The organism is Pseudomonas sp. AC211 (genome assembly GCF_979258055.1).
In genome coordinates this window covers 1,323,490-1,346,983 of the sequence record NZ_OZ409830.1, presented here as the reverse complement: position 1 = coordinate 1,346,983, position 23,494 = coordinate 1,323,490, and the positions used below count along the sequence as shown (strand labels likewise).

Here is a 23,494-nt window from a genome sequence, read left to right as displayed (position 1 = left end):
GTTGGAAGCGATGGCAAATGTATTAATTTCCCACTAATGGCCTCAGTGCTTTCGGGGATGCGCGAAGAAACGGATCGAGTTAAGGTAGCTACGTACATTGCTGTTTTCGCTGCAGTTGTAGCCATTATTGGCGTCGTCGCTCAAGTCATAGCAGCTTAATGTCTCTACTAACTCAAGGAGCAATGAAAATGAAGCTGAACGGATGGCAGCGACTGTGGGTTTTTGCATCTGTTTCATTCGGTTGCTTTATATTCTTCGCAACGTTGAAAGAGTTACCTAGTGAGAAGAGGTTGATCGAGGAATACGAAAGCGTCATTTCATCGATCACTCTTCAAAAAATGGAGAGCGAACGGCTACATGAGCTGAAAATTCCTGAGTTGTATCCTGACGCTAAAAGGTCACCTGTGACTCAGGCGGATGTACGTCAGGCTAAGGCTGAAAAGATGGCAAAACTGCAATCGAAGCTGGACCAGCTGCCGGACCGTAGGGCGAACGTTGCTTTCACGGGAGTTATAGCTTGGACGGCATTCAGCGTGGGACTCTATCTTATCGGCTGGTTCATCGCGTGGATCATCCGTGGCTTCAAAGCCGATAAAGCAGCGAAGACCAAATCCTAGAAATCTCCAGTCGATTTTTGAGTAGGTTCCAAGATGGACGAGCCGCAAGGCTCGGTTTTTCCCTACTCACTTTGGCTCAGTAGCCTCGACTGATTTAGTCTCGCCTGTGCGAAACGTACTAAGGATGCGGATTCCCATCTGACTCAACAGGTCATCCAGAAACACGGGCTCTTCCTGAGCTACTAAGTCTCTGTGCTTTCCAAGCTCGTGCTCTATAACTACGAACCTTACAGCCAGTGGGTTAGGAACCAGTCGCGTCTCAATCGTTATTGAGTGCTCTTTGCCATCGCGCACGTAGACGATCTTTGTCTCCATCACTGCGACCCTCCCGAACGTTAGAAGCGAGACGGCAAGAATAGCAATCGGATGGCAGTCTGTCTCAAAAGTCGATGCCGCACGCTCTATGTCGATTTTCTGACAACCCTTGCCCCTGCGCTGAGAGCCCCGCTTCTCAATGCTAGCGGCTCATTCTCGTCGGGTGGAATATCCGGTTCGCTCTCAGATTGGCTTAACCCCCGGCAGGACGGCCAGCCTTTAGAGCCAGCTTTCCGCGAATATCAGAGGGATAAGGAGGGTGATACCTACCCGCTTTACCGCTTACTGCGAGCGATACAGGGCGTTAAGCCACGTTCCACATACGCTTCACAGTGCTCAAGCTAACGCCTAGCTCCTTAGCTACAGCGGACTGGCTTAGCTGCTTGGCCTTAAGCGATTGCACAGCTTCCTTATCTGCAACCACTGGGCGGCCTAGTGTCTTGCCTTCGCTCTTTGCACGGCTCAAGCCCGACTGAGTGCGCTCAATGAGTAGGTCGCGTTCAAACTGAGCTACTGCTGCCAGTACGCCCATGGTCATCTTGCCTGCTGCACTTGTGAGGTCTACGCCGCCAAGCGCTAGGCAATGAACGCGGATGCCCTTGCCTTCGAGCAGGCGGACGGTTGTTTGTACGTCTATAGCGTTGCGACCTAGACGGTCCAGCTTTGTGACTACCAGCACGTCCCCAGCTTCCATGCGATCCAGCAGTACGGAAAACTGCTTACGCTCGCTGGCGCTGGTGCTGCCTGAAATCGTTTCCTCAATAACCCGTTGAGGTTGAAGATCGAAGCCAGCGGCTTTGATTTCTTGAACCTGATTCTCGGTTGTTTGAGTCGAGGTCGAAACACGGCAGTAAGCGAAGGTGCGGGACATGGATGGAAGCCTCAAGGGTGTCAATTACGTGGTGTCATTATATCCATTGGGCTCATAACTGCAACCCCTATGTTATGACACCTATTTGTGAGCTGCTTTCGCACAGCTCACAAACGGTCGTTTTTGACACCACCTGATTCAGAGGCAGGCGCTAACCCTTAGCCTGTATTCGCGGAAGACTTGCGAGTCCGTGGCTTTCCCTTTCGTGCCTCCTGCTGCTGCAACAGTTGGTAGACGGACGATTCCACGCTATCGGCTGCTGGTGCTGGGGCTGGTGCAGCTTCAGAGCCTTCCGGCGTAGTTTCCCGGCTGGCTAGCCACGTTGTAAGCAACTCAAGTCTTTGCGTTGCCGATTCCGAAAGGAGCGTCACTAGCTGGGGAGTTTTGCTTCTCCTTAGTGTTAGGTCGCTTCAGCGTCACTGTTTCCAAGAAACTCATTAGGGCGCTAGCAATACTCATACTCCAAGAATCTCAGCTGCTTCGATTCTGGCTTCTTCCAATTTCTTAGCCAGTTCTTCTTCTTCAGCCTTGGCACGCTTCTCCTTCTCTTCAGCAATCAGGCGTTGAGCCATAGCTTCAATTGCGCGTTGCTTTTCCGCTTCAAGGAAAGCGTGATACTCGGCGGTGACTACCTTATCTAGCTCGCCTAGTTCAGCCTTAATGACCTTTGCTGGCTTTGTAAATCGAGCTAGAAATTGGCATGTTGATGCCAAGGGAGAAACCATCGGTAAGAAGCCGGTATCTAGAGTAAATCCTTCGGATTCGAATTTTCTAAACTGCGTTAGGAAATCTAAGAAATCGTAGGTTTCTAGCATCTGATACTGGTCATAACGTCTATGAGCCTTCTCGATTCGCTTCTGTAGCTCTTCTTTGGTGAATGTTGCGGGTACAAATGTCTGGTACTTGTTCATCAATGAATTATTCCTATTATTGGCGACGTCAGTCGCTATTGCGTACTGCTATTGCTGGCAAGCCAGCTGTATTTGAGCGTTAAACGCTCGTCAATGAATCTTGCCGATTATGTCGTGGCAAAATTCGCTGAAACGTACATGGCACTAGTGTTGTAGCCCGATTCAGTGTCCACTTCGTTACACTACATGCTGCTAGTAGTAATTGCGGTAGTCGTTATCGGTATTGTGTGAGAATTCCACGGTTAGCGGTGCCCCGTGAACGTGGTCCCAAAATTCCGATTGGTTCTCGTTGAAACAGAAGTATTCGGCAGGGCTCAACCCCATTCGCTCTGCTTCGTGAACATACACTTGATAAGGTGTTGCTCTAGGCAAAGTGAATCGCTTGGGCTGTATCAATCCTGTATACAATTCCTCAATCTCGCTATCAGACATGCAAGAAAGGATTTGCTCGGCTGGAGCGCTTAGGGAGCGCTCTAGCAGTTTCTTTATCATTGTTGAGCGTTTTGGGAAGATTGGGTTCGCTTTACTCAAGTCTTCAAGTTGCTCATAAGTCAGTTTGGTCAGTGCCGACTTGATCCCGACTCCTTGCGAAACCAAACGAGCTAGCATTTTTTGCCTTGCACTAAGCTGAAGTCTAAATTCCGCCAGCAATCTTTCAAAGCTTTCAGGTATGAACCGCTGAATCAGCTTAGATACAGCCTCAACCTTATCTCCTTTCTCAATTTCCCACTCCGGGCTTAAATGATGTAGCGAAATCCATTTACCAGAATGTCCGTCCCAAGCATTGTGCCTTTCTCGGTTATACGGGCCGGGGGCGACAACCAAATTCAGCGGATGAAGTGTCCCCATTACTTCCGCGTCAGTAGCCGGGGCAATGTGGCTGATCTCGTATCGAGGATTGTTAGCGGTCGGTTGGATTCCTAAGCCATTAGCTTTCTTACAATACAGCCAAAGCGTATACAGTTGAGGTAGATCAACATTTGTGAGAATTTGCACAGTCCTGGAATTCTGGCACTTCCGAACGAGCCAGCTACCGAACGCCGTGTTGTGGAACTCCAGCTTTTCCTTCTTTCTGCGATTCGCCTTGGCTGTGCATCTGGCCGAGCAATACAACTGGTTAGGTCTTTTGAGTGTGAATTTCTTTTTGCATGGTGGGCAGGTCTTACGGCTGAGCTTTGGCATAATAGCCGCCTCCCTGCCGAAGCCCTGACTCAATTAGCTTGGTTCGGTGGCAGCCGAAGCAGGTCTTTGAGCAGTAGCGTGCATTTCTTTTCTTAGATGTAAAGCTGTTTCCGCAGTTGTAACAATTACACTTATGCATTGTTCCTCTTATTGATTACTAGGAGCGTCATCTTGTAACGCTGGTTTTACTACGTGTTGCCGGTATGTCCTCACTTGGCAGCGTACGGAACAATACTTTCTTGTTCCCCGCTTACACTTCATTGCTGCCCCACAACAGGCGCAGGGTCTCGTGACAGTCGCTATGGCGTGCCTCCTATATCGTTAAATTGTATGCGCAACTTTTGCCGGAAAAATAAATGCCCCAATCAAGGGGCATCTATTTGCGCAGCAGCAGCGCTAGGAATATTGACTGGGGGTGGCCCCCCAGCAATGTAAGCCTTCCAACCTTTCTTATCTTCCGGCTTACAGACGAAGAGCTGAATCAGGCAGCTCTTCATATCACCCTGGACGACATGGTTTGGAGTCACAGGGAGAAACTTTTTAAACATCTGATTTAGGGGATCGACTATAACACGAAAAGTGCTCTTTGTCAATAGGTAACTCACAATTAAATTAGTAAAGCAACAAATTTTTTTATTTTGTTTTAAAAGAAATTCGTAAGCTTCTTTCTGCTATCAAATAATGGCTATACCCATACCTAAAAGAGCATTTAAACGGCTCTAGGAGGTCTTTAGAGAGGCGGATAGTAATTATTGGTATGTAGGTAGCTGGTGTATAGTTTCGTGCGTAAAAATAGCTTTTCCTGCTGATATAAACGTAGGGCGATTTGACCCGGCTTAATCTTTCACTATATACGCCCCAGCAAACTCGGGGATGTCACCCGAATCGAAATTAAGCCAAACCCCAATTTAGGATGATCAGGACTGATCCCCACGTTGTTTATCGCTTGATATCTCGTCCTAAGATAGCGGCTAGACGATTTCCCACCTATATGCATGCGGGTAGCTTCCGTCACTAGTGGGTTTTTGTAGCAGAAGACCAAGAAGTGTTGCGCGGGTTTTGTTTAGCGAACGCGGATAGCGCTCAACACTATCGAGGCTGAAGCCTCTCCCACAAGGCAACGATTTAGCGTGGGAGAGGCTTCAGCCTCGATGCTTTTATTCCTGCAACTTCAAATGCGAAATATCTGGCGGCGGGCCGGCCGGGGCGGTTTTCGCCTGGCCCATATCGCTGCCCGCTGGCGCCAGGCTGAACTGGCTGAGGTCGACCTTTGGCGCGACCGGCTCTGGCTTCTGATCTTGTAAATCGACACCGACCGGCGCGATGCCGAAATCGGGTGCCTCCACGTCGCTGAACGCGGCCATGTATTCGTCACGCGGGGCAACGACTAACGGTTTCGGCGTGCCCGAGTTGCTGGCGGCGGCGACCGGTGCGGGCGCCGGCGCTGGCGGCTCGTAAGGGGCGGCGGCGCCATTTCCACTTCTTCGATTTCGACGTCCATGTTGCAGACCTCGACCACCGCACCAGCGCGCTCAATGGTCGCCCGGTATTTCTCTGCGGCGGCTTCGTCGAGGTTGTTCTTGATCACCAGGCGGCGCCCGGAAAACAGCAAGGCAATGCGCTGGGCATCGGCCTGGAACAGCTTGGCCATATTGGCTTTCACCAGGTCCAACTGGGCGCCTGGCACCAGTTGTCCAGAGAAAGCAATCTCGTAGCGGCTCATCGTCACACTCCTTTCCGAGGCGGCCTGTCCGAGGCGGGTCCGCGTTTCACACGCGATCAAGTATGGCGTAGATTTTTTTATATAAACAACACGTTGCCCGGAACCTGCGGCTTGCGACACACTCGGCCAACTAGGGAGTTCGCCATGCGGCAGCGCGCCATCCGCAGCACACACATCGCCATCATTTTTTTGCTTAGCCTGGCTTCGGGCTTGGGCGGCTGCTCGTGGTTCGCCGGCGACCTGCAAGACCCCACGGTGCAGTTGCAAAAAGTCGATGTGATCAAAGCCAAACTGGTGGAGCAGGAATTTCTGCTGCACCTGCGCCTCGACAACCCCAACGACCGCGATCTGCCCATTCGTGGCATGACCTTCAGCCTGTATTTGAACGACATCAAACTGGCCGACGGCGAGTCCGACGTGTGGGCCACCGTGCCGGCCAACGGCCACCGGCGCATCAAGATTCCGCTGCGCACCAACCTCTGGCGCAACCTCAAGCCCATCGCAAAAATGCTGGAAAAACACGACCAGCCGATCCGCTACCGCTTCTACGGCGTGGCCGAAACCGGCGTGTTGTTCGGCGCGAGCGTGCACCTGGAGCGAAATGGCGAGATAATTCCCGGCGATTTTATTCCGGAGTAAGTCTGCAATGAGCCAAGAACCCCACGTCCACGGTCCTGACTGCAACCACGACCATGATCACGACCATCACCACCACGACCACGGCCACGTGCATGGCCCGGACTGCAACCATGGGCACCAGGAGCCGGTGCGCAATGCGTTGAAGGATGTGGGTCGTAATGATCCGTGCCCGTGCGGGAGCGGGAAGAAATTCAAGAAGTGCCATGGGGTGTAAGTAACCGATCGGCTGCGCGTCGGCATTGCTGCGTTAAAAATGGATTTTGAATGCTCATTGGCTACAGCCAACTGCGCTTCAAAATCCATTTTTGCCTTGCACTGCTCTAGCTCGCTCGATCTTGAATGGGCGTAGTCCATTTGAAGATCAAGGGCATCGAGGCTGAAGCCTCTCCTACAGGTGAGGTGATTTTGATGTTGTAGGAGCGGCTTCAGCCGCGAATCCCTGCAAACGCAAAACACGGCCGCTGCGCTGTGTGCTGAACCTTCCCCTCTCCCTTCAGTCAGTTAACTACACGTCTTAACGGAGCTTTCCGATGATCGATCTGTATTACTGGACCACGCCCAACGGCCACAAGATTTCGCTGTTTTTGGAAGAGGCCGGGCTGCCTTATAAGGTGCATCCGATCAACATCGGAAAGAACGAGCAGTTTGCGCCGGACTTTTTGAAGATTTCCCCCAACAACCGCATTCCCGCCATCGTGGATGACGAACCCGCTGACGGCGGTGAGCCGCTGTCGGTTTTCGAGTCGGGGGCGATTTTGTTGTACCTGGCCGAGAAGACCGGCGCGTTTATTCCCGCCGATTTGCGCGGCCGTCAGGAGTGCCTGCAATGGGTGTTCTGGCAAATGGGCGGCTTGGGGCCGATGGCTGGGCAGAATCATCACTTCAATATGTTTGCGCCGGAAAAAATTCCCTACGCGATGAAGCGTTATGTGGATGAAACCGCGCGGCTGTATGGCGTGCTGAATAAGCAGTTGGAAGGCCGCACGTTCATCTGCGGCGATGAGTACACCATCGCCGACATGATCAGCTACCCGTGGATCGTGCCCCACGAGCGCCAGCAGCAGAACCTCGACGACTTCCCCAATCTGCAACGCTGGTTCAACGCCATCAAGGCGCGGCCGGCGACGGTGCGTGCCTATGCATTGGCCGAACGGATCAATCCGCAGCCGAAAAAAATAACGCCCGCCCAACGCCCGTGGTCGCTTGCGCGGCGGCGGGCGCCTCACTAACGTAGCGCCTGCCGTTTTTTATTGATTCTTGCAGGAGCTTCACACCATGGCGTCGCCATTCTTCACGCGTCTCACAGCTGCCGCCGCCCTGGTGGGCGCCGTGAGTCTCAGCGGGTGTCAGAGTTGGCTCGACAGCCACTACGCCGACAGCCTGCCGCCCACCACCGGCATTCAGCCGGTCAAGGGCCTGGCACAAAGCGTGTCGATCCGCCGCAACGCCATGGGCATGCCGCTGATTGAAACCACCACCTTCCACGACGCCCTCTTCGCCCTCGGCTATGTGCATGCGGGCGATCGCCTGAGCCAGATGGTGGGCATGCGGCTGATGGCTGAAGGACGTTTGTCGGAAATGGTCGGGCCGGGTGCCCTGGAAATCGACCGCTTTATGCGCGCGGTGAACCTCAAGCAAAGCGCCGACGTGCTGTACAAAAACGCCTCGCCGCGCATGAAGAAGTTCTTCGAGGTGTATGCCCGTGGGGTCAACGCTTACCTGTACCGCTACCAAGACAAACTGCCGATGGACCTGGCCGAGTCCGGGGTGAAACCGGCGTATTGGAAACCGGAAGATTCGGCGCTGATTTTCTGCCTGATGAACTTCGGCTTGTCGGTAAACCTGCAGGAAGAAATCGCCTCCCTGGCGCTGGCGCAAAAAGTCGGCAGCGACAAGCTCGCCTGGCTGACACCCACCTACCCCGACGAACCTTTGCCGTTCGAGGAAGCCGACAAGCTCAAGGGCTTGGTGCTCAGCGGGCAGATTCAGGGCTTGGGCGCGCTCGGCAAGGTCACCGAACAAATTGCCGGGCTGGACATGCTCGGCGTTGCCGCGTCCAACAACTGGGCCATCGCACCGCAGCGCAGCCGTGGCGGTAAAAGCTTGCTGGCCAACGACACGCACCTGCCGATTTCCATGCCCTCGGCGTGGAACTATGTGCAAATCCGCTCGCCGAAATTCCAGGCCGCTGGCGTCTCGATTGCCGGTGTGCCCGCCGTGGTCGCAGGCTTCAACGGCAAGCTGGCGTGGGCCATGACCATGGTCATGGGCGACAACCAGGACCTGTTCCTGGAGAAGATCAAACGCCAGGGCAGCCAGGTGTTATACGAGGCCGACGGCAAGTGGGTGGCCGCCAAGGTGCGGCAGGAAACCTTCTTTATCAAAGGCCAGCGCCCGGTGCGCGAAGCCATTTATGAAACCCGCCACGGCCCGCTGCTCAATAGCGTGCTAGGCGAGCGCAAACATATGTTGCAGCCACTGCAAATCAGCAGCGGTTACGGCCTGGCGCTACAAAGCGCGTCGCTCGACGGCGACAAAACCCTGGATGCGTTCTTCAACCTGTCGCGCGCCCAATCGGTGGACCAAGCCTTCGACGCGACGCGTGAGATTCGCGCCATCCCGCTGAACCTGGTGTTTGCCGACGCGCAGCACATTGGCTGGCAAGTGACCGGCCGTTACCCCAACCGCCGTGCCGGTTTGGGCCTGCTGCCATCGCCGGGCTGGAATGGTCAATACGACTGGGACGGTTATGCCGACCCGATGCTGCACCCCTACGATCAGGACCCCGCGCAAGGCTGGCTGGGCACCGCCAATCAACGCACCATTCCCCGTGGCTACGGCATGCAATTGTCCAATTCCTGGTACTACCCGGAACGTGGCGAGCGCATCGCCCAACTGGCGGGTGCCGGCAAGCACGACGCGAAAAGCATGATCGCCATGCAGTACGACCAAACCTCGCCGTTCGTGGCCAAGCTGCAAGGCATGTTCGAAGCGCCGGGCATGGCCCAGCCGCTGAAAAAAGCCATCGACGCCCTGCCCGCTGCCGACCGCGCCAAAGCCCGTGAAGCGTATAGCCGCCTGATGGCGTTCGACGGCAACCTGCGCGCCACGTCAGCCGACGCCGCGCTGTACGAAGCCTTCCTGCAAGAAAGCATGCGCCAGACCTTCCTCGACGAACTCGGCCCGGACACCAGCGCCGCGTGGAAAGCGCTGGCCGATACCACCGACCTCTCTTACTCGGCTCCGGCTGATCATTTGCTCGGCCGCGACGACAGCCTGTTCTGGGACGACGTAAAGACGCCGCAAAAAGAAGACAAGCCCGCGATTCTGGCGCGCAGCTTGGCGGCGGCGGTCGCCCTGTGTGAAAGCAAACTGGGCGCCGACCGCGCGGCCTGGCAGTGGGGCAAGCTGCACAGCTACACCTTCGCCACCGACTCCACGCAAATGGCCAAGTACATGAGCGGCAGCGACGCCACTGGTGTGAATGCCATCAAGGGTTATCTCGACCGCGGGCCGTACGCGGCTGGCGGCGACCACACCACCTTGAACGCGGCGGCGTACCACTGGGGCAAAGACTTCGATACCTGGCTGATTCCGGCCATGCGCATCGTCGTCGACTTCGCGCAACCGGAACCGATGATGGGCCTGAACAGCACCGGCCAATCCGGCAACCCGGCTAGCCCGCACTATGCCGACGGCATTGATGCCTGGTTGAAAGGCCAGTACATGACGTTCCCGTTCCAGTCGCAAAACCTGGACAAGGTGTACGGCACCAAACGGCTGATGCTTACGCCGGGCAAGTGAAGAACTTTCGTCGGGGCTGGCGGAACTATTCGTACAGCCGCTGACTCAGAGAAAGTGGACTTACTCCATAGATCTTTTTAGGGCACCTTCGGGTGCCCTTTCTTTGGTTGGTAGAACGTGAAAACAGGTTTGGAGCCCACGCACGGTTGAACTTTGCCGGGTGGCGTTGTTCAGACCTTATGCATCGTTTGATTCTCCGGGCGCCACCTAAGGCGCCTATTTTTTTGCCTGGGATTTGGTGATTTGCCTGGCGCGACCAGGTGTTGCATCGCTCAAAAAGCATCGCGGCTAAAGCCGCTCCTACAGGTTGTATGAATTCCTGTGGGAGCGGCTTTAGCCGCGATTGGCCTGGCCTGAAAACTAATTAACTACGATCAATCCGGGTCTTTGTCCGGCATCCCGTCCACGACCCCGGCGGTGTTGTCCAGCAGACTCTTGGTGGCGGTTTGCAGGAAGGCTTCCAGCTGCTTTTTCAGCTCAGGATCAATGTCACCCGGTACGCGGGTGGCGCTGGCTTTGGCGCCGAGCTGGTAGTCGTACAGGCGCGGTTCGAAGCCTTTGGGTTGGATCAGGATGCGCTCCGGCGTAACGATGGCCACGGTCTGCTCGCCGCCCGAGGGTTTGATCACGCCGATGCCGTGGTCGCCTTCGGGCAGGGTCAGCAGGTCGCGGCCCCAGCATTGGTGACGCACCTGGCCACCGAGGCGACCCATGATGGTCGGCACGATGTCGATCTGGGTGCCAACGGTGTGGCGCAGCGGGCCGAATTTTTCCTGAATGCCTGGGCCGATCAGCAGCAACGGCACGTTGAAGCGGAAGAGGTCCATCTCGGTCAGTTGTTCGTCGCTGCCGAAACCGTGGTCGCCAACAATCACAAACAGGGTGTCTTTGAAGTACGGCGCCTTGCGCGCTTTTTCGAAGAACTGGCCCAACGCCCAATCCGAATAACGCATGGCGGTCAGGTGCTCGTCCGAGCTGCTGCCCGTGTTCACCCGTTCAACCGGCAAGTTGGCCGGCAACGCGTACGGCGTGTGGTTGGACAGGGTTTGCAGCAGCGCATAGAACGGCTTCTGGCCAAAATTGGTGGCCAGCTCTTTGGCGCCGCGGTCGAACATGTCCTGGTCGGACACGCCCCAGGTCGGGTCCATAAACACCGGGTCGACGAAGTCTTCGCGGCCGATGAAGTTGGTCATGCCCTGGTTGCTGAAGAATCCGGACTGGTTGTCCCACTGGAAGTTGCCGTTGTAGACGTACAGGTTGTCGAAGTCGCGGGCATCGAGCAGTTGCGGCAAACCGGAGAATTTGTGGTTGCCCTCGGGCATGCGCATCAAATACTCGAAGCTTGGCAGGTTGGGGAAGCACGCCATGGTGGCGAACATGCCCTGGTGCGTGTGGGTGCCGTTGGAGAAGAAGCGGTCGAACAACACGCCCTCTTTGGCCAGCTTGTCGAACTCCGGCGTGATGTTCAGTGGGCTGCCCAAGGCGCCAACGAAGTGGCCGGCGAAGCTTTCCATCAGAATCACCACCACGTTTTTCACACCCGGCAAGGTGCCATCAGCCGGCGGCGTGAAGTCACGACGGATCGCGGCCTTGTCGGCATCGACCAATACGTCGTGGGGCGTGAGGATCATTTTGCGCACGATTTCCTGCGCATCGCCGTCGGCCATGGTGGATTTCCAGGCGTTCTGACGATGAGACGAGAAACTGGCCGAGGCCGCAGACACCAAGGTCAAGGTGCCGTTAAGGCCCAGTTGGTTGGCGAACATCGACTCGGTGGTATAGGCGTCGCCCCAGCGCAGCGGCGGGCCTTGCTTCAAGGTGCCACGGGCGGCCAGTACGGCGAGCACCAGGCACAACACGAACGCCACACCGCGCAGCGGCCACGAGGTGCGGCTTTGCGCAGGACCAACCGCCAAGGTGGATGCGCCACGGGGACGGCTGAGCAGGTCCAGACCCTTGAACAGCTTCCACAGCAGCCAGGTCGCCACGGCCCACGCCAGCAGATAGCGGCCAACCGGGAAACCGTTCCAGAGCATGCTCAGTACGGTTTTCGGGTCTTCCTGGAAGTATTGGAATACCAGGCTGTTCAGGCGCTGGTGAAACTCGCGGTAGAAGTCCAGCTCCGTCAGGCCGAGGAACAGCGTGACGCTGGCGAAGAACGTCAGCCACACGCGCATCCAGCCTCGGCGGGCCATGGCGGCCGGAATCAGGATCGCGATCAGCAACGGCGCACAGGCGTAAACAATCACCCGCAGGTCAAAGCGCATACCGTTGAAAAAGGCTTCGGCGAAGGTCGCCACGGTGTCCTGACCGATCAGCTCGCGGTTGTACACCAGCAGCGCCACGCGCAGCAGCGTGTACATCACCAACAGCGCAAAGGCGCTGGAAAAGGTGAAAAGCAAATGGCTTTTCAGCGTAAAGGGGCCGCGCGTAGAAACGGAAGAACTGCTCAGAGCGTCCGATCGTGCCATGTGTCCGAAACTCACTGGTTAGACGTGCATGAAAAAAAGGGTGACGAAGAATACTCCGCCGCCCCACCAGAAGCGAAGCCGCGAATATTCAGCGAGTGAATGTGAAAATTTCGTTTAGAAACGGCCTGATGAGGTCCTGTGGGAGCGGCTTTCGCCGCGATGCTTTTTGGCCATCAACCGCATCGCGGCTAAAGCCGCTCCCACAGGGTTCAGCGCAAGATCAGGCGTTATCGGCTTTGCCGATGGCTTCCAGCACGTACTGCGGCAGGGCGAAGGCGCCCAGGTGCACGTCGGGGTTGTAATAGCGGGTCACAATTGCACTGGCGGCGAAGCGCTGGCGCAGGGTGTCGAGCGGCAAGTCGCGCAGGCCCGGTTGCGTTGCGCCCCAGGCGAAGGTCATGGCGCCGCCAATGTAGGTGGGCACCGCTGCCGTGTAGAAATGCCAGTCGGCGAACAAACCGTTCATGCGCCCGGCGGTGTTTTGCACGCCGTCCAGTTGCATAAAGGGTGTGCCGTTCTGGGTCACCAGAATGCCGCCCTCGTTCAGGCAGCGGCGGCAGGCTTGGTAGAAGTTTTCCGAGAACAGCACTTCGCCCGGGCCGATCGGGTCGGTGGAGTCGGAAATGATCACGTCGAATTTTTCCGTGGTGGTGGCAACGAAGCGCATGCCGTCGTCGATCACCAGGTTCAGGCGCGGGTCCTCGTAAGCGCCGTTGGAATGGCGCGGCAGAAACTCTTTGCACATGTCCACCACCGTGCCGTCGATTTCGACCATGGTGATGTGTTCGACGCTACGGTGTTTGCTCACTTCACGCAGCATGCCGCCGTCGCCACCACCGATGATCAGCACCCGGCGCGCGGCGCCGTGGGCCAGGATCGGCACGTGGGTGAGCATCTCGTGGTAGATGAATTCGTCGGCTTCGGTGGTCTGGATCACGCCGTCCAGGGCCATGACGCGGCCCATGCGCGGATTTTCGAAAATCACCAGGTGTTGGTGTTCGGTGCGCACTTCGTGCAGCAGTTTGTCCATGCGAAAACGTTGGCCGTAGCCTTCGTAGAGGGTTTCCTGATAGTCGCTCATGGCGTTGCTCCTCTGCGCCGCGCCGTGAACGGGCGCGGAAAAAATCGGGGCTGGAGCGCGTCGGCTCCAGGCAAGCGGCGCATTCTACGTGGCCGGCCATGACAGGTCGAACCTCTCTCGCAGCCGCCCCGCAGCGAATTCAACAGCAAGAACGGGAGAGACAGGCGCGCGGCCAAGTCGCTATCGTTATCGCCATGAACACAGCAACCGCCCCCCTGCTCCTGCCTTATGTGCCACCGTGGAATTGGCAGCAGTTCCACGCCTACTTTGCCCTGCGCTGCTTACCGGATATGGAGCGGGTGAGTGCCGAGGGTTACTTGCGCACCGTTCGGGTCGGCGATGTTTGCGGCTGGTTTGCGCTGCGCCATGTGCCAGAACACGGCGCGCTTGAGCTGACCGTGAGCCCATCCGCCGCGTCCTTAACGCCCCTGCTCAGCGCGCGGGTGCAGCGCATGTTCGATCTGGACACCGACACCACGCTGATCGCCCGCCACCTGAGCCAGGATGCCCAACTGACAGCGCTGGTCGCCCGCTACCCGGGGCTGCGCATTCCCACTGCGTTCGATCCGTTCGAGCAAGCGGTGCGCGCCATTGTTGGCCAGCAAGTGACGGTAAAAGCAGCGGTGACCATCGTCGGCCGTCTGGTGAAACGCCTGGGCGACGAGTTGGCCGACGCGCCAGCAGACGGCCCGAACCGCCTGTTCCCCACGCCACAGGCCATCGCCGAGGCGGACCTGGCGGGCATCGGCATGCCCGGCAAGCGGGTCGCCACCTTGCAAGGTTTCGCCCGCGCGGTGTGTGATGGCCGCCTGGCGCTGCATGCCGATGACGGCGTCGACGATTTGATCGAACGCTTGCGCGCCCTGCCCGGCATCGGCCCATGGACCGCGCAGTACATTGCCTTGCGGGCCTTTGGCGTAGCGGATGCCTTTCCCGCCAGCGACCTCGGCCTGCTGAAAGCCAAACTCTGGGGCGGCGCCGGCATCACCGCGCCGGCCCTCACCGCCCAGGCCGAAGCCTGGCGACCGTGGCGCGCCTACGCCGCCATGTACCTGTGGCAAAGCTACGCCGAACCGGAGGAATGACCGATGCACTACCGCTACCACGACAGCCCTATCGGTCCGCTGCTAATTGCCGGCGATGAGCAAGGCTTGCGCTTGTTGCACATGGACGGCGCGCAGCCGTGGGAACTGAACGAAAACTGGCAGGCCGCTGATGCGGAACTGGATGAGGTGTGTCGGCAGTTGGACGACTATTTCGCCGGTCGACGTCAGCAATTCCAGCTGCGCGTGGCGCCGCTGGGCACGCCGTTTCAGCAGGAAGTATGGACGGCGTTGCAGGCGATTCCGTTCGGGCGCACCTGCAGTTATGCCGATCTGGCGCAGCGCATCGAACGCCCGTCAGCCGTGCGTGCGGTGGGCGCCGCCAATGGCGCCAACCCGATTGCCGTGGTCATTCCCTGCCACCGTGTGATCGGCAGCAATGGCACCCTCACCGGTTATGCCGGTGGCCTGGAGCGCAAACAGTTGCTGTTGCAACTGGAGGGTGCCTGGCTGCTGTAGCGCGTGCAGCGTCAGATGCGCACGTTGCCGCGCGGCCCGGCGATCGCCCAAATAATCAGGCCCAGCACCGGCAGCAGCACGATCAACAGCACCCACAGCACTTTCATGCCGGTCTCGGCGCCGCTTTTCAGCACGTTAATGATTGCCCAGATATCCAGCGCGAGAATGATCAGGCCGATCAGGCCGTTAAAACCAGAACCCATGGTGATGCTCCTTAGTGGGATTGCTCTTCTAGGATAGTCGGCCGCAGGTTAGGTTCAGGATTTGTGCCATCACTGTGATTGCGCTCGCGCTTAAGGTCGGCGCGCCACCCCAGCGCGCGGCCCCATGACATACCAATTGAAAACCCGAGCAGCGGAAACAGCACCAGCAGGCTGATCCACAGCACTTTCAGTTGCCGGGCCAGCGGGCTTTTCACCACGTTGTAGCCGGCCCATACGTGCAGCGCGACCAGCAACGCCAGGGCGGCGAAAAACCAGTAGCGGTAGGCGTAGTAATCGAAGTCCAGAAACATGGCGTTTCCCGTCGCGACAGGTGTTCTCTAAAGAGCCTGGCGGGGGCGACGAGGTTCCGCCTTTGTCGCGGCGCCGCCGGTTAGTAGGCGTTTCAGTAGGCGTTGAGGTCGATCAGCGCGAAGCTGGCCAGGGTCTGATGCCCGCGCAATTCGCCGCCTTCACGCGCCAGGCCGCAGGTTTGCAAACCGGCCGCCTGGGCCGCGTCCAGTTCTTCAACGATGTCAGACAGAAACAGCACTTCATGTGCTGGCACGCCAATGCTGGCGACGATGGTGCGGTACGACTGCGCCTCGCGCTTGGGGCCGGAGGTGGTGTCGAAGTAGCCGGAAAACAGCGGCGACAAATCGCCCGCGACCGAACAGCCGAAAATCAACTGCTGCGCCTGAATCGAGCCGGATGAGTACACGTACAGCGCGTAGCCGTCCTCCTTCCAGCGCTTCAACGCCTCGACCGCATCTGGGTAAACGTGCCCTTGAGCAGACCGGCCTTATAGCCTTCAGCCCAGACCATGCCTTGCAGCGCCTTGAGCGGCGTGGCCTTGCGGTCTTCGGCGATCCACTGCAAAAGAATGTCGATCACGCGCGCCACATCTGCGCCTGCGGCTCGCCGCTTTGCTCGCGCACGGCGTTGAGCTGCTCGGCCACCTGCGGTTGCTGGGCATTGAGCAAGACGAAGTCGGGCAGGTGCTCGGCGGCGAAGGGGAACAGCACATCAAAGACAAAACTCACCGCGCTGGTGGTGCCTTCGATGTCGGTGAGGATGGCTTTGATGGGCATGGGATGGGGTTCCTTCGAATTCGAATCAAACATCTACAACAAAACATCCGTCATCCTCGCGCACGCGGCGGTCCGACGATTCGGGATCCAGAATGTATGTCATGGCGAAAATTCTGGATCCCCGCATTCGCGAGGATGACGGTGTAAGGGGTTTGGGATCAGGTGAAAGACAGTCAGTCTTCCAATCGCGGAAACCGGCTGGCGATATCTTCGCCGGTGAAATTCGCCACCCACCCTCAGGGTTGTTGAACAGGCGAATGGCGATGAAATGCGGATGCTCGCCCATATCAAACCAGTGCCGCGTGCCGGCTGGCACGGAGATGAGGTCGTTCTTTTCGCAAAGCACGGCGTACACGTAGTCATCAATGTGCAGGGTGAACAAACCGCGCCCGGCGACGAAAAAGCGCACTTCATCTTCAGCGTGCTGGTGTTCGTCGAGGAACTTGGCGCGCAGTTCGGCTTTTTGCGGGTGGTCGGCGTTGAGGCTGATGACGTCGACGGTGACATAGCCGCGCTCGTTCATCAGCGCGTCGATTTGCGGTTTGTAGGCGGCGATCACTTCGTCCTGGCTAGCGCCCGGTTTGATCGGCGCCACGGCTTGCCAGCGCTCGAAACGCACACCGACCGCCGCCAGGGTGCTGGCGATGTCTTCGAGGTGGTTGAGCACTTTATTGGGGATGTCCGGCGTGGCGACGGAAAACACACTGAGGCTGCTCATGGCGCGGTTCTCTCTGTAGACGTGAGGCCAAGCGCGCGCATTTTCAGCTCGCACTCGAACAGGAATTCAAACGCTTCGATCTGGCGCAACGCGTCGCTCATGCGCGCGCCCCAGGTGTACAGCCCGTGGCCGCGAATCAGGTAGCCCACGCAATCGGGGTGCTGTTCGAGCCAAGGCTGAACCTTGGCGGCCAGACGGGCGATGTCCTGATCGTTGTCGAAAATCGGCACGCGCACTCGTGATTCGTGGGTGGCGATACCGCTGAAGGCTTTTTGCAGTTCGTAGTCTTCGAACACCAGCTCGCTGGCCTCGGTGGCGCGTGACAGCACCGTGGCGTTAACCGAATGGGTGTGCAGCACCGCGCCAATATCGGCGCGCCATTGGTACAGCTGGGTGTGCAACAAGGTTTCAGCCGAGGGCTTTTTGCCGGGTTCCAGCGAGTTACCGTGCAGGTCGGTGGCGAGCACATCGTCTGGGCCTAGCTGGCCTTTGTGCTTGCCGGAAACCGTGAGCAGCGCCTCGGTGGCCGAGAGCCGCGCCGAGTAATTGCTGCTGGTGGCCGGCGACCAGCCGCGACCATAAAGAAAACGTCCTGCCGCGATAATCTCGTCGGCCAATTGTTGCCGGCTCATGCCCGCTCCTCTTCCAATGCGGTGGGTGGCTGTGCGCCGTCGCGGGCGTTGTCGCTTGGCAGACGCAGCGCAATGATAACGGCCGCCGCCGTGGCCGCAACACTGGCGAGGGCAAACGTCCAGGCCGGGCCCAGCGTGTTCCAGCTATACCCCGAATACAGCGCACCGCACGCGCCGCCGATTCCCGCCAGTGCGGCATAAAGCGCCTGGCCCTGGCCTTGTTGGTTGGCGCCAAAGCTGCGCTGCACAAAATGAATGGCCGCCGCATGAAAGCTGCCAAAGGTGGCGGCGTGCAGCACTTGGGCCAGCACCAGCACGGGCAAATGCTCAGCGAAATTGCCCAGCAGCAGCCAGCGCAAGGCGGCCAATAAAAAGCTGGCCGTTAATACCTGACGCAAGGTGAAGCGCTGAAGAATGCGCACCATCAGCAGAAACATCAGCACCTCGGCCACCACGCCAAGAGCCCACAACTGACCGATAAACCCACGGGCGTAACCCAGCGCCTCCAGGTGCAAGGTGAGAAAGGTGTAATACGGCCCGTGGCTGAGTTGCATCAGACCGATGCACAGGTAAAACGCCAACACGCTCTGGCTGGCGCAGCTGGGCGAGGAAACCGCCGACGTTGAGCTGATTGTCGCGCGCGTAGGGTTGCGCGTTCGGCACCCAGTAACTGCTGATGACGATGCCGGTCATGATGGCGATCAGCGCCCAGGGATAAATGTCCAGGCTCAGCCATTCGAACAGCTTGCCCAGCGCCGCCACGCAAACGATAAAACCGATGCTGCCCCACAGCCGAACCTGGCTATAACGCGCCGCTTGCTCGCGCAAATGGGCCAGGGTGATGACTTCGAATTGCGGCAGCACGGCGTGCCAGAAGAAGGCGTGCAGCGCCATGATCAGCGCCAGCCAGGCGTAGCTTTTGCTGATGAAGATCAGGCTGAAACACAGCAGGGTCGCGGCGGCGCCAAAGCGCACGATGGCCAGGCGTTTGCCGGTTCGGTCGCCGATCCAGCCCCACAGATTCGGAGCCACGCAGCGCATCAGCATGGGAATGGCCACCAGCTCGCCAATGCGCGCCGGGGAGAACCCAAGGTGATGAGAAGTACAGCGCCAGAAACGGCGCGGTGGCCCCAAGCAGGGCGAAGTAAAAGAAGTAGAAACTGGATAACCGCCAGTACGGCAGTGGGCTGGCCATCACGCCTACCCCGCCACGCCCAGTGCGCCCATTGCGGGCGCCAGGGCAATAGGCGAAATCACAGCTGGCCCAGCACCGGGGTGCTGACGTGTACGTCGGCGTTCTGCCCGCGGTTACGCAGCAGGTGGTCGAGCAACACGATGGCCATCATTGCTTCGGCAATCGGCGTGGCGCGAATGCCCACGCACGGGTCGTGACGGCCTTTGGTGATGACATCTTGCGGCTGGCCGGCGACGTCCACCGAGCGGCCCGGCGTGGTGATGCTTGAGGTGGGTTTCAACGCCAGGTGCGCCACGATGGGCTGGCCCGACGAGATGCCGCCGAGAATGCCGCCAGCGTTATTGCTGAGGAAACCTTCTGGCGTCAGCTCGTCGCGGTGCTCGGTGCCGCGCTGGGCGACACAGGCGAAACCGGCGCCGATTTCCACGCCTTTCACCGCATTGATGCTCATCAGCGCATGGGCCAGGTCGGCGTCCAGACGGTCGAAAATAGGCTCGCCCAGGCCAGGCATCACGCCATCGGCAACCACGGTGATTTTCGCGCCGACCGAATCCTGATCGCGGCGCAGCTGGTCCATATAGGCTTCCAGCTCCGGCACTTTGCTCGGGTCGGGGCAGAAGAAGGCGTTGTCTTCGACGCTGTCCCACGTTTGGAACGGAATCTCGATGGGGCCGAGTTGGCTCATGTAACCGCGCACCTGAATGCCAAAACCGGCCAGCACTTTCTTGGCGATGGCACCGGCCGCCACGCGCATGGCGGTTTCGCGCGCCGAGGCTGCGGCCGCCGCCACGGTAATCGCGCACGCCGTATTTGTGGTGGTAGGTGTAGTCGGCGTGGGCCGGGCGGAACAGGTCTTTGATCGCCGAGTAGTCTTTGGACTTCTGGTCGGTATTGCGGATCAACAGGCCAATCGGCGTGCCGGTGGTTTTGCCCTCGAAGACGCCGGAGACGATTTCAACTTCGTCGGCTTCCTGGCGCTGCGTCGTGTGGCGGCTGGTGCCAGGCTTGCGGCGGTCCAGGTCGATCTGCAGGTCTGCTTCGCTAAGCACCAGGCCGGGCGGGCAGCCGTCAACGATGGCCACCAGGGCCGGGCCATGGCTTTCGCCAGCGGTGGTGACAGTGAACAGCTTGCCGTAGGTGTTGCCGGACATGCAGGGGCGCTCCGCGAAATCAGCCAAAATAAGCGCCGAGGAGTATACCCGCGCCACGGGACCAGTTCATCCTCGAACCTTATTCCATCTGCTGCGTCCAAACGCCTACCTCCCGCTATGTAGCCCTCCTATGCCGCGCGCGCTTGCCCTGCTGCTGTTCCTGCTGATGCCTGCTGTAAGCCAGGCGCAATCGTTCACCGTATTGCAACGGCCGCTGACGCTGGACACCGCCGAAGGCCAATTGCACGGCACCTTGCTGCTGCCCAAAACCGACGTGCCGGTGCCCGTTGTGCTGCTGATTGCCGGCTCCGGGCCCACCGACCGTAACGGCAATAACCCCGAAGGCGGCAATAACGACAGCCTTAAACTGCTGGCGCAGAACCTGGCGCAGAACGGCATCGCCAGCGTGCGCTACGACAAACGCGGCATTGCCGCCAGCCGCCCCGCCACGCCGGATGAGCGCGACCTGAGCGTCGACAAATATGTGCAAGACGCGGTGGGCTGGAGCAGCACGCTTCGCCAAGATCAGCGTTTTTCCACCCTGACGCTGATCGGACACAGCGAAGGTGCGTTGATCGCCACCCTTGCCGCACCCAAGGCCGGAGCCAATGCCGTGGTGTCGATTGCCGGCACCGGGCGGCCCATTGACCAAGTGATCAAAGAACAACTGCGCGAACGCCAGCCCGCCGCCTTGCTGCCGCAAAGCCTGTGGACCATCGACCAACTCAAAGCCGGCCAACCGGTGCCCCACGTGCCGGAGGCATTGCAGGTGCTGTTTCGTCCCAGCGTGCAGCCGTACCTTATTTCACTGTTCCAGCAAGACCCGGCCGGCGCCTTCGCGCGGCTGACCATGCCGGCGCTGATCGTGCAGGGCAGCCATGACATGCAGGTTGAAGTGAAGGATGCCAACGCATTGAAAGCCGCCAAGCCGGACGCGCAGCTGGTGGTGATCGCGGGCATGAACCATGTGCTGCGAATCGTCGCCAACGAGCCGAAGGCGCAATTGGCGTCCTACAACAACCCAAAGCTGCCGCTGGCCCGCGAGCTGACAAGCCGCTTGGTCGACTTCGTGCTCGCCGTTCACTAGTAGCACTGCGCCAGCCTCAAGCGGCGCAGGCCATAGCCGATAGAAACCCAGACGAGTACGCTTCTGCGTACCGCAACCACGGCTTTGGACCACGCGCATGGCAGACACCGACATCGAACAACCCGCGCCGCTTTCCGAGGAAACGCCCTCCGAAGAAACCGCCGTCAGCGAAGTCAATGCGGCGCTTCCGCACCCGTGGAACGCCCTGCCCGACGACCAGCTGCGCCTGCTGCGCTTGGCGCCCCTGCCCGCCGACCGCTACACCGGCAGCCGCCCGTTGCGCTTTGTGCAACTGGGGCGCCTGGCCCGCCACAGTCCCGACCTGAGCTTTTTGCGCCTGACCATCAGCCTGCCCGGCATCATGACCCGCAAGGGCGACAACGTGCTGGAAGTGTGGATTGACCACCGGCTTAAAGAAGTGCGCTTCGGCCCGGACAAAGGCATGCGCCTGGAGCCGATCAACCGAGGCCTTGGCCGTTTCCTGCTAGCCCAAGGCATCGCCTGGGCCCAACAGCGGTGCGCGCACTACACCGTGGAAGGCGGTGCGCTGGGGATAAAAGACGTGCTCAGCGAAGATGCCCGTTTACGCCGCGACCATTTCCTCAAAGCCCAGGGCTTCGACATCGACTACGCCGATGCCCAGCAAGCCAAAGCCACCTACTCCGCGCCGCGCGTGAGCTCACTCGCGTGGCGACTGGAACAAGGAAAAGGTGCAAAGCATCGAACTGATGGACGCCGCCGCGATGCTCGAACACGCCGACCACAGCCTGCGCGAGCAGGACGTCAAACTGCTGAAACAACAGCAGCGCATCGACAGCCTGCGCCGCGAAGAAGGCACGCAGCGGTTCACCATTGCGTGTCTGGTGGCGTTTTGTGTGTTTCAGGCGGGGTTGTTTATTTGGATGGCGTCTCGGTAACAAACTCAACGGCCAAAACAAACTCAACGGCTCTGCTCCCCTCGCCCGCATGCGGGAGAGGGGCTGGGGGTGAGGGCAGCGGCGGACCCGGTCCCAGCCAACCGCCCCTCTCCCGCCCTTCGGGCACCCTCTCCCGCAAGCGGGCGAGGGGAAATGTTCAGAACCGCGTGGGGCTTAAACGATGTTGCGATAGAGCTCCCCCTCGCCCGCTTGCGGGAGAGGGGCTGGGGGTGAGGGCAGCGGCGCGCTCGGTCTCAGACAAAAGCCCCTCTCCCGCCCTTCGGGCACCCTCTCCCCGCAAGCGGGCGAGGGGAAAAGTCCGAAACTGCGCAAGGCGTTAGAGGCGGACTTCAAACCCGCTCTGCAAACAACCCCCGATGCCGCCGGCACTGCTCAGCCGTCAGCAAAAACACGCCATGCCCACCGTTGGTGAACTCGGCCCAGGTGAAGTCCACTTCCGGGTACAGCGCTTCCACGTGCACCTGGCTGTTGCCGACTTCCACGACCAGTAAACCCTGCTCGGTCAAATGGTCAGCCGCTTCGGCGAGCATGCGGCGCACCAGGTCCAGGCCGTCGTCGCCGCAGGCCAGGCCAAGCTCCGGTTCGTGATGGTATTCGGCGGGCATGTCGGCGAAGTCTTCGGCATCGACATAGGGCGGGTTGGAAACGATCAGGTCAAAACGCTGCGCCGGCAAACCGGCAAAGCCGTCGCCTTGCACGGTGAACACCCGCTCATCGAGGCCATGGCGTTCGATGTTCTGGTTCGCCACTTCCAGCGCTTCGAACGACAGATCCGCCAACACCACTTCAGCACCAGCAAACTCATAGGCGCAGGCAATGCCGATGCAGCCCGAGCCGGTGCACAGGTCGAGAATGCGTGCCGGCGTGGCGGCCAGCCAGGGGTTGAAGCGCTGTTGAATCAGCTCGGCAATCGGCGAGCGCGGAATCAGCACGCGTTCATCCACTACAAATGGCAGGCCACAGAACCAGGCTTCGCCCAGCAGATACGCAGTGGGAACGCGCTCTTCGATGCGTTGTTTGAGCAGGGTGTGGAGGTAGTCGCGCTCGTCGTCTTCGAGGCGGCAGTCGAGGTAGGCGTCGGCCACTTCCCACGGCAGGTGCACGGCGCCGAGCACCAGCTGCCGCGCGTCGTCCCAGGCGTTGTCGGTGCCATGGCCGAAGAACAGTTCTTCAGCATGAAAGCGGCTGACAGCCCAGCGAATGTGGTCACGCAGGGTACGCAAACGGGAGGTCGAAACGGTCACAGCGGCATCTCCAAAGTCGAGGCCGGCAGTTTAGCCGAAGGCGCTGGCGGCTCGGTCGCTTT

17 protein-coding genes and 6 pseudogenes are annotated in these 23,494 nt (G+C 59.1%); 9 read left to right on the top strand and 14 right to left on the bottom strand.

Annotation, left to right across the window (positions count from 1 at the left end):
* Positions 1-188: 188 nt before the first annotated feature.
* The gene (locus ACZZZP_RS06570; RefSeq protein ID WP_463382191.1) at positions 189-617 is read left to right on the top strand and encodes a hypothetical protein; all 429 of its coding nucleotides are present in this window, start codon (positions 189-191) and stop codon (positions 615-617) included.
* Between the two features lie 619 nt (positions 618-1,236).
* Here the strand turns inward: ACZZZP_RS06570 and ACZZZP_RS06565 are convergent.
* The 4 genes and pseudogenes from ACZZZP_RS06565 to ACZZZP_RS06550 all read right to left on the bottom strand — a co-directional run bounded on the left by ACZZZP_RS06565 (position 1,237) and on the right by ACZZZP_RS06550 (position 5,619).
* Complete coding sequence (locus ACZZZP_RS06565) at positions 1,237-1,803, bottom strand: recombinase family protein (RefSeq protein ID WP_463382190.1); 567 nt, start codon at positions 1,801-1,803, stop codon at positions 1,237-1,239.
* Positions 1,804-2,258: 455 nt separating this feature from the next.
* A complete protein-coding gene (locus ACZZZP_RS06560; RefSeq protein WP_463382189.1) occupies positions 2,259-2,714 on the bottom strand; it encodes a hypothetical protein in 456 nt (151 codons plus the stop codon).
* Positions 2,715-2,906: 192 nt separating this feature from the next.
* Complete coding sequence (locus ACZZZP_RS06555) at positions 2,907-3,896, bottom strand: hypothetical protein (RefSeq protein ID WP_463536388.1); 990 nt, start codon at positions 3,894-3,896, stop codon at positions 2,907-2,909.
* A 1,157-nt stretch (positions 3,897-5,053) separates the two neighbouring features.
* Positions 5,054-5,619 (bottom strand): annotated as a pseudogene (locus ACZZZP_RS06550) (hypothetical protein).
* A gap of 144 nt (positions 5,620-5,763) precedes the next feature.
* Here ACZZZP_RS06550 and ACZZZP_RS06545 point away from each other — a divergent pair.
* From ACZZZP_RS06545 to ACZZZP_RS06530, 4 genes are all read left to right on the top strand, one after another.
* Positions 5,764-6,258, top strand: a complete 495-nt coding sequence (locus ACZZZP_RS06545) for an LEA type 2 family protein (protein WP_122496747.1) — start codon at positions 5,764-5,766, stop codon at positions 6,256-6,258.
* 7 nt (positions 6,259-6,265) lie between these two features.
* Complete coding sequence (locus ACZZZP_RS06540) at positions 6,266-6,472, top strand: SEC-C metal-binding domain-containing protein (RefSeq protein WP_463382187.1); 207 nt, start codon at positions 6,266-6,268, stop codon at positions 6,470-6,472.
* A gap of 316 nt (positions 6,473-6,788) precedes the next feature.
* On the top strand, positions 6,789-7,487 hold the full coding sequence (locus ACZZZP_RS06535; RefSeq protein ID WP_463536387.1) for a glutathione binding-like protein: 699 nt from the start codon (positions 6,789-6,791) through the stop codon (positions 7,485-7,487).
* 46 nt (positions 7,488-7,533) lie between these two features.
* Positions 7,534-10,062, top strand: a complete 2,529-nt coding sequence (locus ACZZZP_RS06530) for a penicillin acylase family protein (protein WP_463536386.1) — start codon at positions 7,534-7,536, stop codon at positions 10,060-10,062.
* 374 nt (positions 10,063-10,436) lie between these two features.
* On the opposite strand, the gene ACZZZP_RS06525 is transcribed toward ACZZZP_RS06530, so the two are convergent.
* Together ACZZZP_RS06525 and speE are read right to left on the bottom strand one after the other, a co-directional pair.
* Positions 10,437-12,533 carry an LTA synthase family protein gene (locus ACZZZP_RS06525; RefSeq protein WP_463536385.1) on the bottom strand — a complete coding sequence of 699 codons (2,097 nt, stop codon included), beginning with the start codon at positions 12,531-12,533 and terminating at the stop codon, positions 10,437-10,439.
* Between the two features lie 220 nt (positions 12,534-12,753).
* Complete coding sequence (speE, locus tag ACZZZP_RS06520) at positions 12,754-13,614, bottom strand: polyamine aminopropyltransferase (protein WP_122496737.1); 861 nt, start codon at positions 13,612-13,614, stop codon at positions 12,754-12,756.
* A gap of 194 nt (positions 13,615-13,808) precedes the next feature.
* Between speE and ACZZZP_RS06515 the strand changes: the two genes are divergently transcribed.
* Together ACZZZP_RS06515 and ACZZZP_RS06510 are read left to right on the top strand one after the other, a co-directional pair.
* Positions 13,809-14,699 (top strand): DNA-3-methyladenine glycosylase family protein, encoded by an 891-nt coding sequence (locus ACZZZP_RS06515; RefSeq protein ID WP_463382185.1) that lies wholly within the window; start codon positions 13,809-13,811, stop codon positions 14,697-14,699.
* 3 nt (positions 14,700-14,702) lie between these two features.
* The gene (locus ACZZZP_RS06510; protein WP_463382184.1) at positions 14,703-15,176 is read left to right on the top strand and encodes a methylated-DNA--[protein]-cysteine S-methyltransferase; all 474 of its coding nucleotides are present in this window, start codon (positions 14,703-14,705) and stop codon (positions 15,174-15,176) included.
* An 11-nt stretch (positions 15,177-15,187) separates the two neighbouring features.
* Here ACZZZP_RS06510 and ACZZZP_RS06505 read toward each other — a convergent pair whose 3' ends face one another.
* The 7 genes and pseudogenes from ACZZZP_RS06505 to aroC form a co-directional block, all read right to left on the bottom strand.
* Positions 15,188-15,379 (bottom strand): PLDc N-terminal domain-containing protein, encoded by a 192-nt coding sequence (locus tag ACZZZP_RS06505; RefSeq protein ID WP_122451337.1) that lies wholly within the window; start codon positions 15,377-15,379, stop codon positions 15,188-15,190.
* 11 nt (positions 15,380-15,390) lie between these two features.
* Positions 15,391-15,690 (bottom strand): hypothetical protein, encoded by a 300-nt coding sequence (locus ACZZZP_RS06500; protein ID WP_463536384.1) that lies wholly within the window; start codon positions 15,688-15,690, stop codon positions 15,391-15,393.
* Between the two features lie 92 nt (positions 15,691-15,782).
* Positions 15,783-16,467: pseudogene (gene mtnC / locus ACZZZP_RS06495) on the bottom strand (acireductone synthase).
* Between the two features lie 173 nt (positions 16,468-16,640).
* A pseudogene (locus ACZZZP_RS06490) lies at positions 16,641-17,185 on the bottom strand (1,2-dihydroxy-3-keto-5-methylthiopentene dioxygenase).
* The gene (locus ACZZZP_RS06485; protein WP_463382180.1) at positions 17,182-17,817 is read right to left on the bottom strand and encodes a methylthioribulose 1-phosphate dehydratase; all 636 of its coding nucleotides are present in this window, start codon (positions 17,815-17,817) and stop codon (positions 17,182-17,184) included. The pseudogene ACZZZP_RS06490 and the gene ACZZZP_RS06485 overlap by 4 nt, the downstream one beginning before the upstream one ends.
* Positions 17,814-19,012: pseudogene (locus tag ACZZZP_RS06480) on the bottom strand (MFS transporter). The gene ACZZZP_RS06485 and the pseudogene ACZZZP_RS06480 overlap by 4 nt, the downstream one beginning before the upstream one ends.
* 58 nt (positions 19,013-19,070) lie before the next feature.
* A pseudogene (gene aroC / locus ACZZZP_RS06475) lies at positions 19,071-20,163 on the bottom strand (chorismate synthase).
* 130 nt (positions 20,164-20,293) lie between these two features.
* On the opposite strand from aroC, the gene ACZZZP_RS06470 reads away from it, so the two are divergent.
* A complete protein-coding gene (locus ACZZZP_RS06470) occupies positions 20,294-21,250 on the top strand; it encodes an alpha/beta hydrolase (RefSeq protein ID WP_463382178.1) in 957 nt (318 codons plus the stop codon).
* A 97-nt stretch (positions 21,251-21,347) separates the two neighbouring features.
* Positions 21,348-22,167: pseudogene (locus ACZZZP_RS06465) on the top strand (hypothetical protein).
* A gap of 350 nt (positions 22,168-22,517) precedes the next feature.
* Here the strand turns inward: ACZZZP_RS06465 and prmB are convergent.
* Positions 22,518-23,432, bottom strand: coding sequence for a 50S ribosomal protein L3 N(5)-glutamine methyltransferase (gene prmB, locus ACZZZP_RS06460; RefSeq protein ID WP_463536383.1), 915 nt, complete (start codon positions 23,430-23,432; stop codon positions 22,518-22,520).
* Between the last annotated feature and the right edge of the window lie 62 nt (positions 23,433-23,494).

What these genes read in the sequence shown, in the direction of transcription:
- ACZZZP_RS06570 (WP_463382191.1), top strand. Translation starts at nt 189, where the DNA reads ATGAAGCTGAACGGATGGCAGCGACTGTGGGTTTTTGCATCTGTTTCA.
- ACZZZP_RS06565 (WP_463382190.1), bottom strand. Translation starts at nt 1,803, where the DNA reads ATGTCCCGCACCTTCGCTTACTGCCGTGTTTCGACCTCGACTCAAACA.
- ACZZZP_RS06560 (WP_463382189.1), bottom strand. Translation starts at nt 2,714, where the DNA reads ATGAACAAGTACCAGACATTTGTACCCGCAACATTCACCAAAGAAGAG.
- ACZZZP_RS06555 (WP_463536388.1), bottom strand. Translation starts at nt 3,896, where the DNA reads ATGCCAAAGCTCAGCCGTAAGACCTGCCCACCATGCAAAAAGAAATTC.
- ACZZZP_RS06545 (WP_122496747.1), top strand. Translation starts at nt 5,764, where the DNA reads ATGCGGCAGCGCGCCATCCGCAGCACACACATCGCCATCATTTTTTTG.
- ACZZZP_RS06540 (WP_463382187.1), top strand. Translation starts at nt 6,266, where the DNA reads ATGAGCCAAGAACCCCACGTCCACGGTCCTGACTGCAACCACGACCAT.
- ACZZZP_RS06535 (WP_463536387.1), top strand. Translation starts at nt 6,789, where the DNA reads ATGATCGATCTGTATTACTGGACCACGCCCAACGGCCACAAGATTTCG.
- ACZZZP_RS06530 (WP_463536386.1), top strand. Translation starts at nt 7,534, where the DNA reads ATGGCGTCGCCATTCTTCACGCGTCTCACAGCTGCCGCCGCCCTGGTG.
- ACZZZP_RS06525 (WP_463536385.1), bottom strand. Translation starts at nt 12,533, where the DNA reads ATGGCACGATCGGACGCTCTGAGCAGTTCTTCCGTTTCTACGCGCGGC.
- speE (WP_122496737.1), bottom strand. Translation starts at nt 13,614, where the DNA reads ATGAGCGACTATCAGGAAACCCTCTACGAAGGCTACGGCCAACGTTTT.
- ACZZZP_RS06515 (WP_463382185.1), top strand. Translation starts at nt 13,809, where the DNA reads ATGAACACAGCAACCGCCCCCCTGCTCCTGCCTTATGTGCCACCGTGG.
- ACZZZP_RS06510 (WP_463382184.1), top strand. Translation starts at nt 14,703, where the DNA reads ATGCACTACCGCTACCACGACAGCCCTATCGGTCCGCTGCTAATTGCC.
- ACZZZP_RS06505 (WP_122451337.1), bottom strand. Translation starts at nt 15,379, where the DNA reads ATGGGTTCTGGTTTTAACGGCCTGATCGGCCTGATCATTCTCGCGCTG.
- ACZZZP_RS06500 (WP_463536384.1), bottom strand. Translation starts at nt 15,690, where the DNA reads ATGTTTCTGGACTTCGATTACTACGCCTACCGCTACTGGTTTTTCGCC.
- ACZZZP_RS06485 (WP_463382180.1), bottom strand. Translation starts at nt 17,817, where the DNA reads ATGAGCCGGCAACAATTGGCCGACGAGATTATCGCGGCAGGACGTTTT.
- ACZZZP_RS06470 (WP_463382178.1), top strand. Translation starts at nt 20,294, where the DNA reads ATGCCGCGCGCGCTTGCCCTGCTGCTGTTCCTGCTGATGCCTGCTGTA.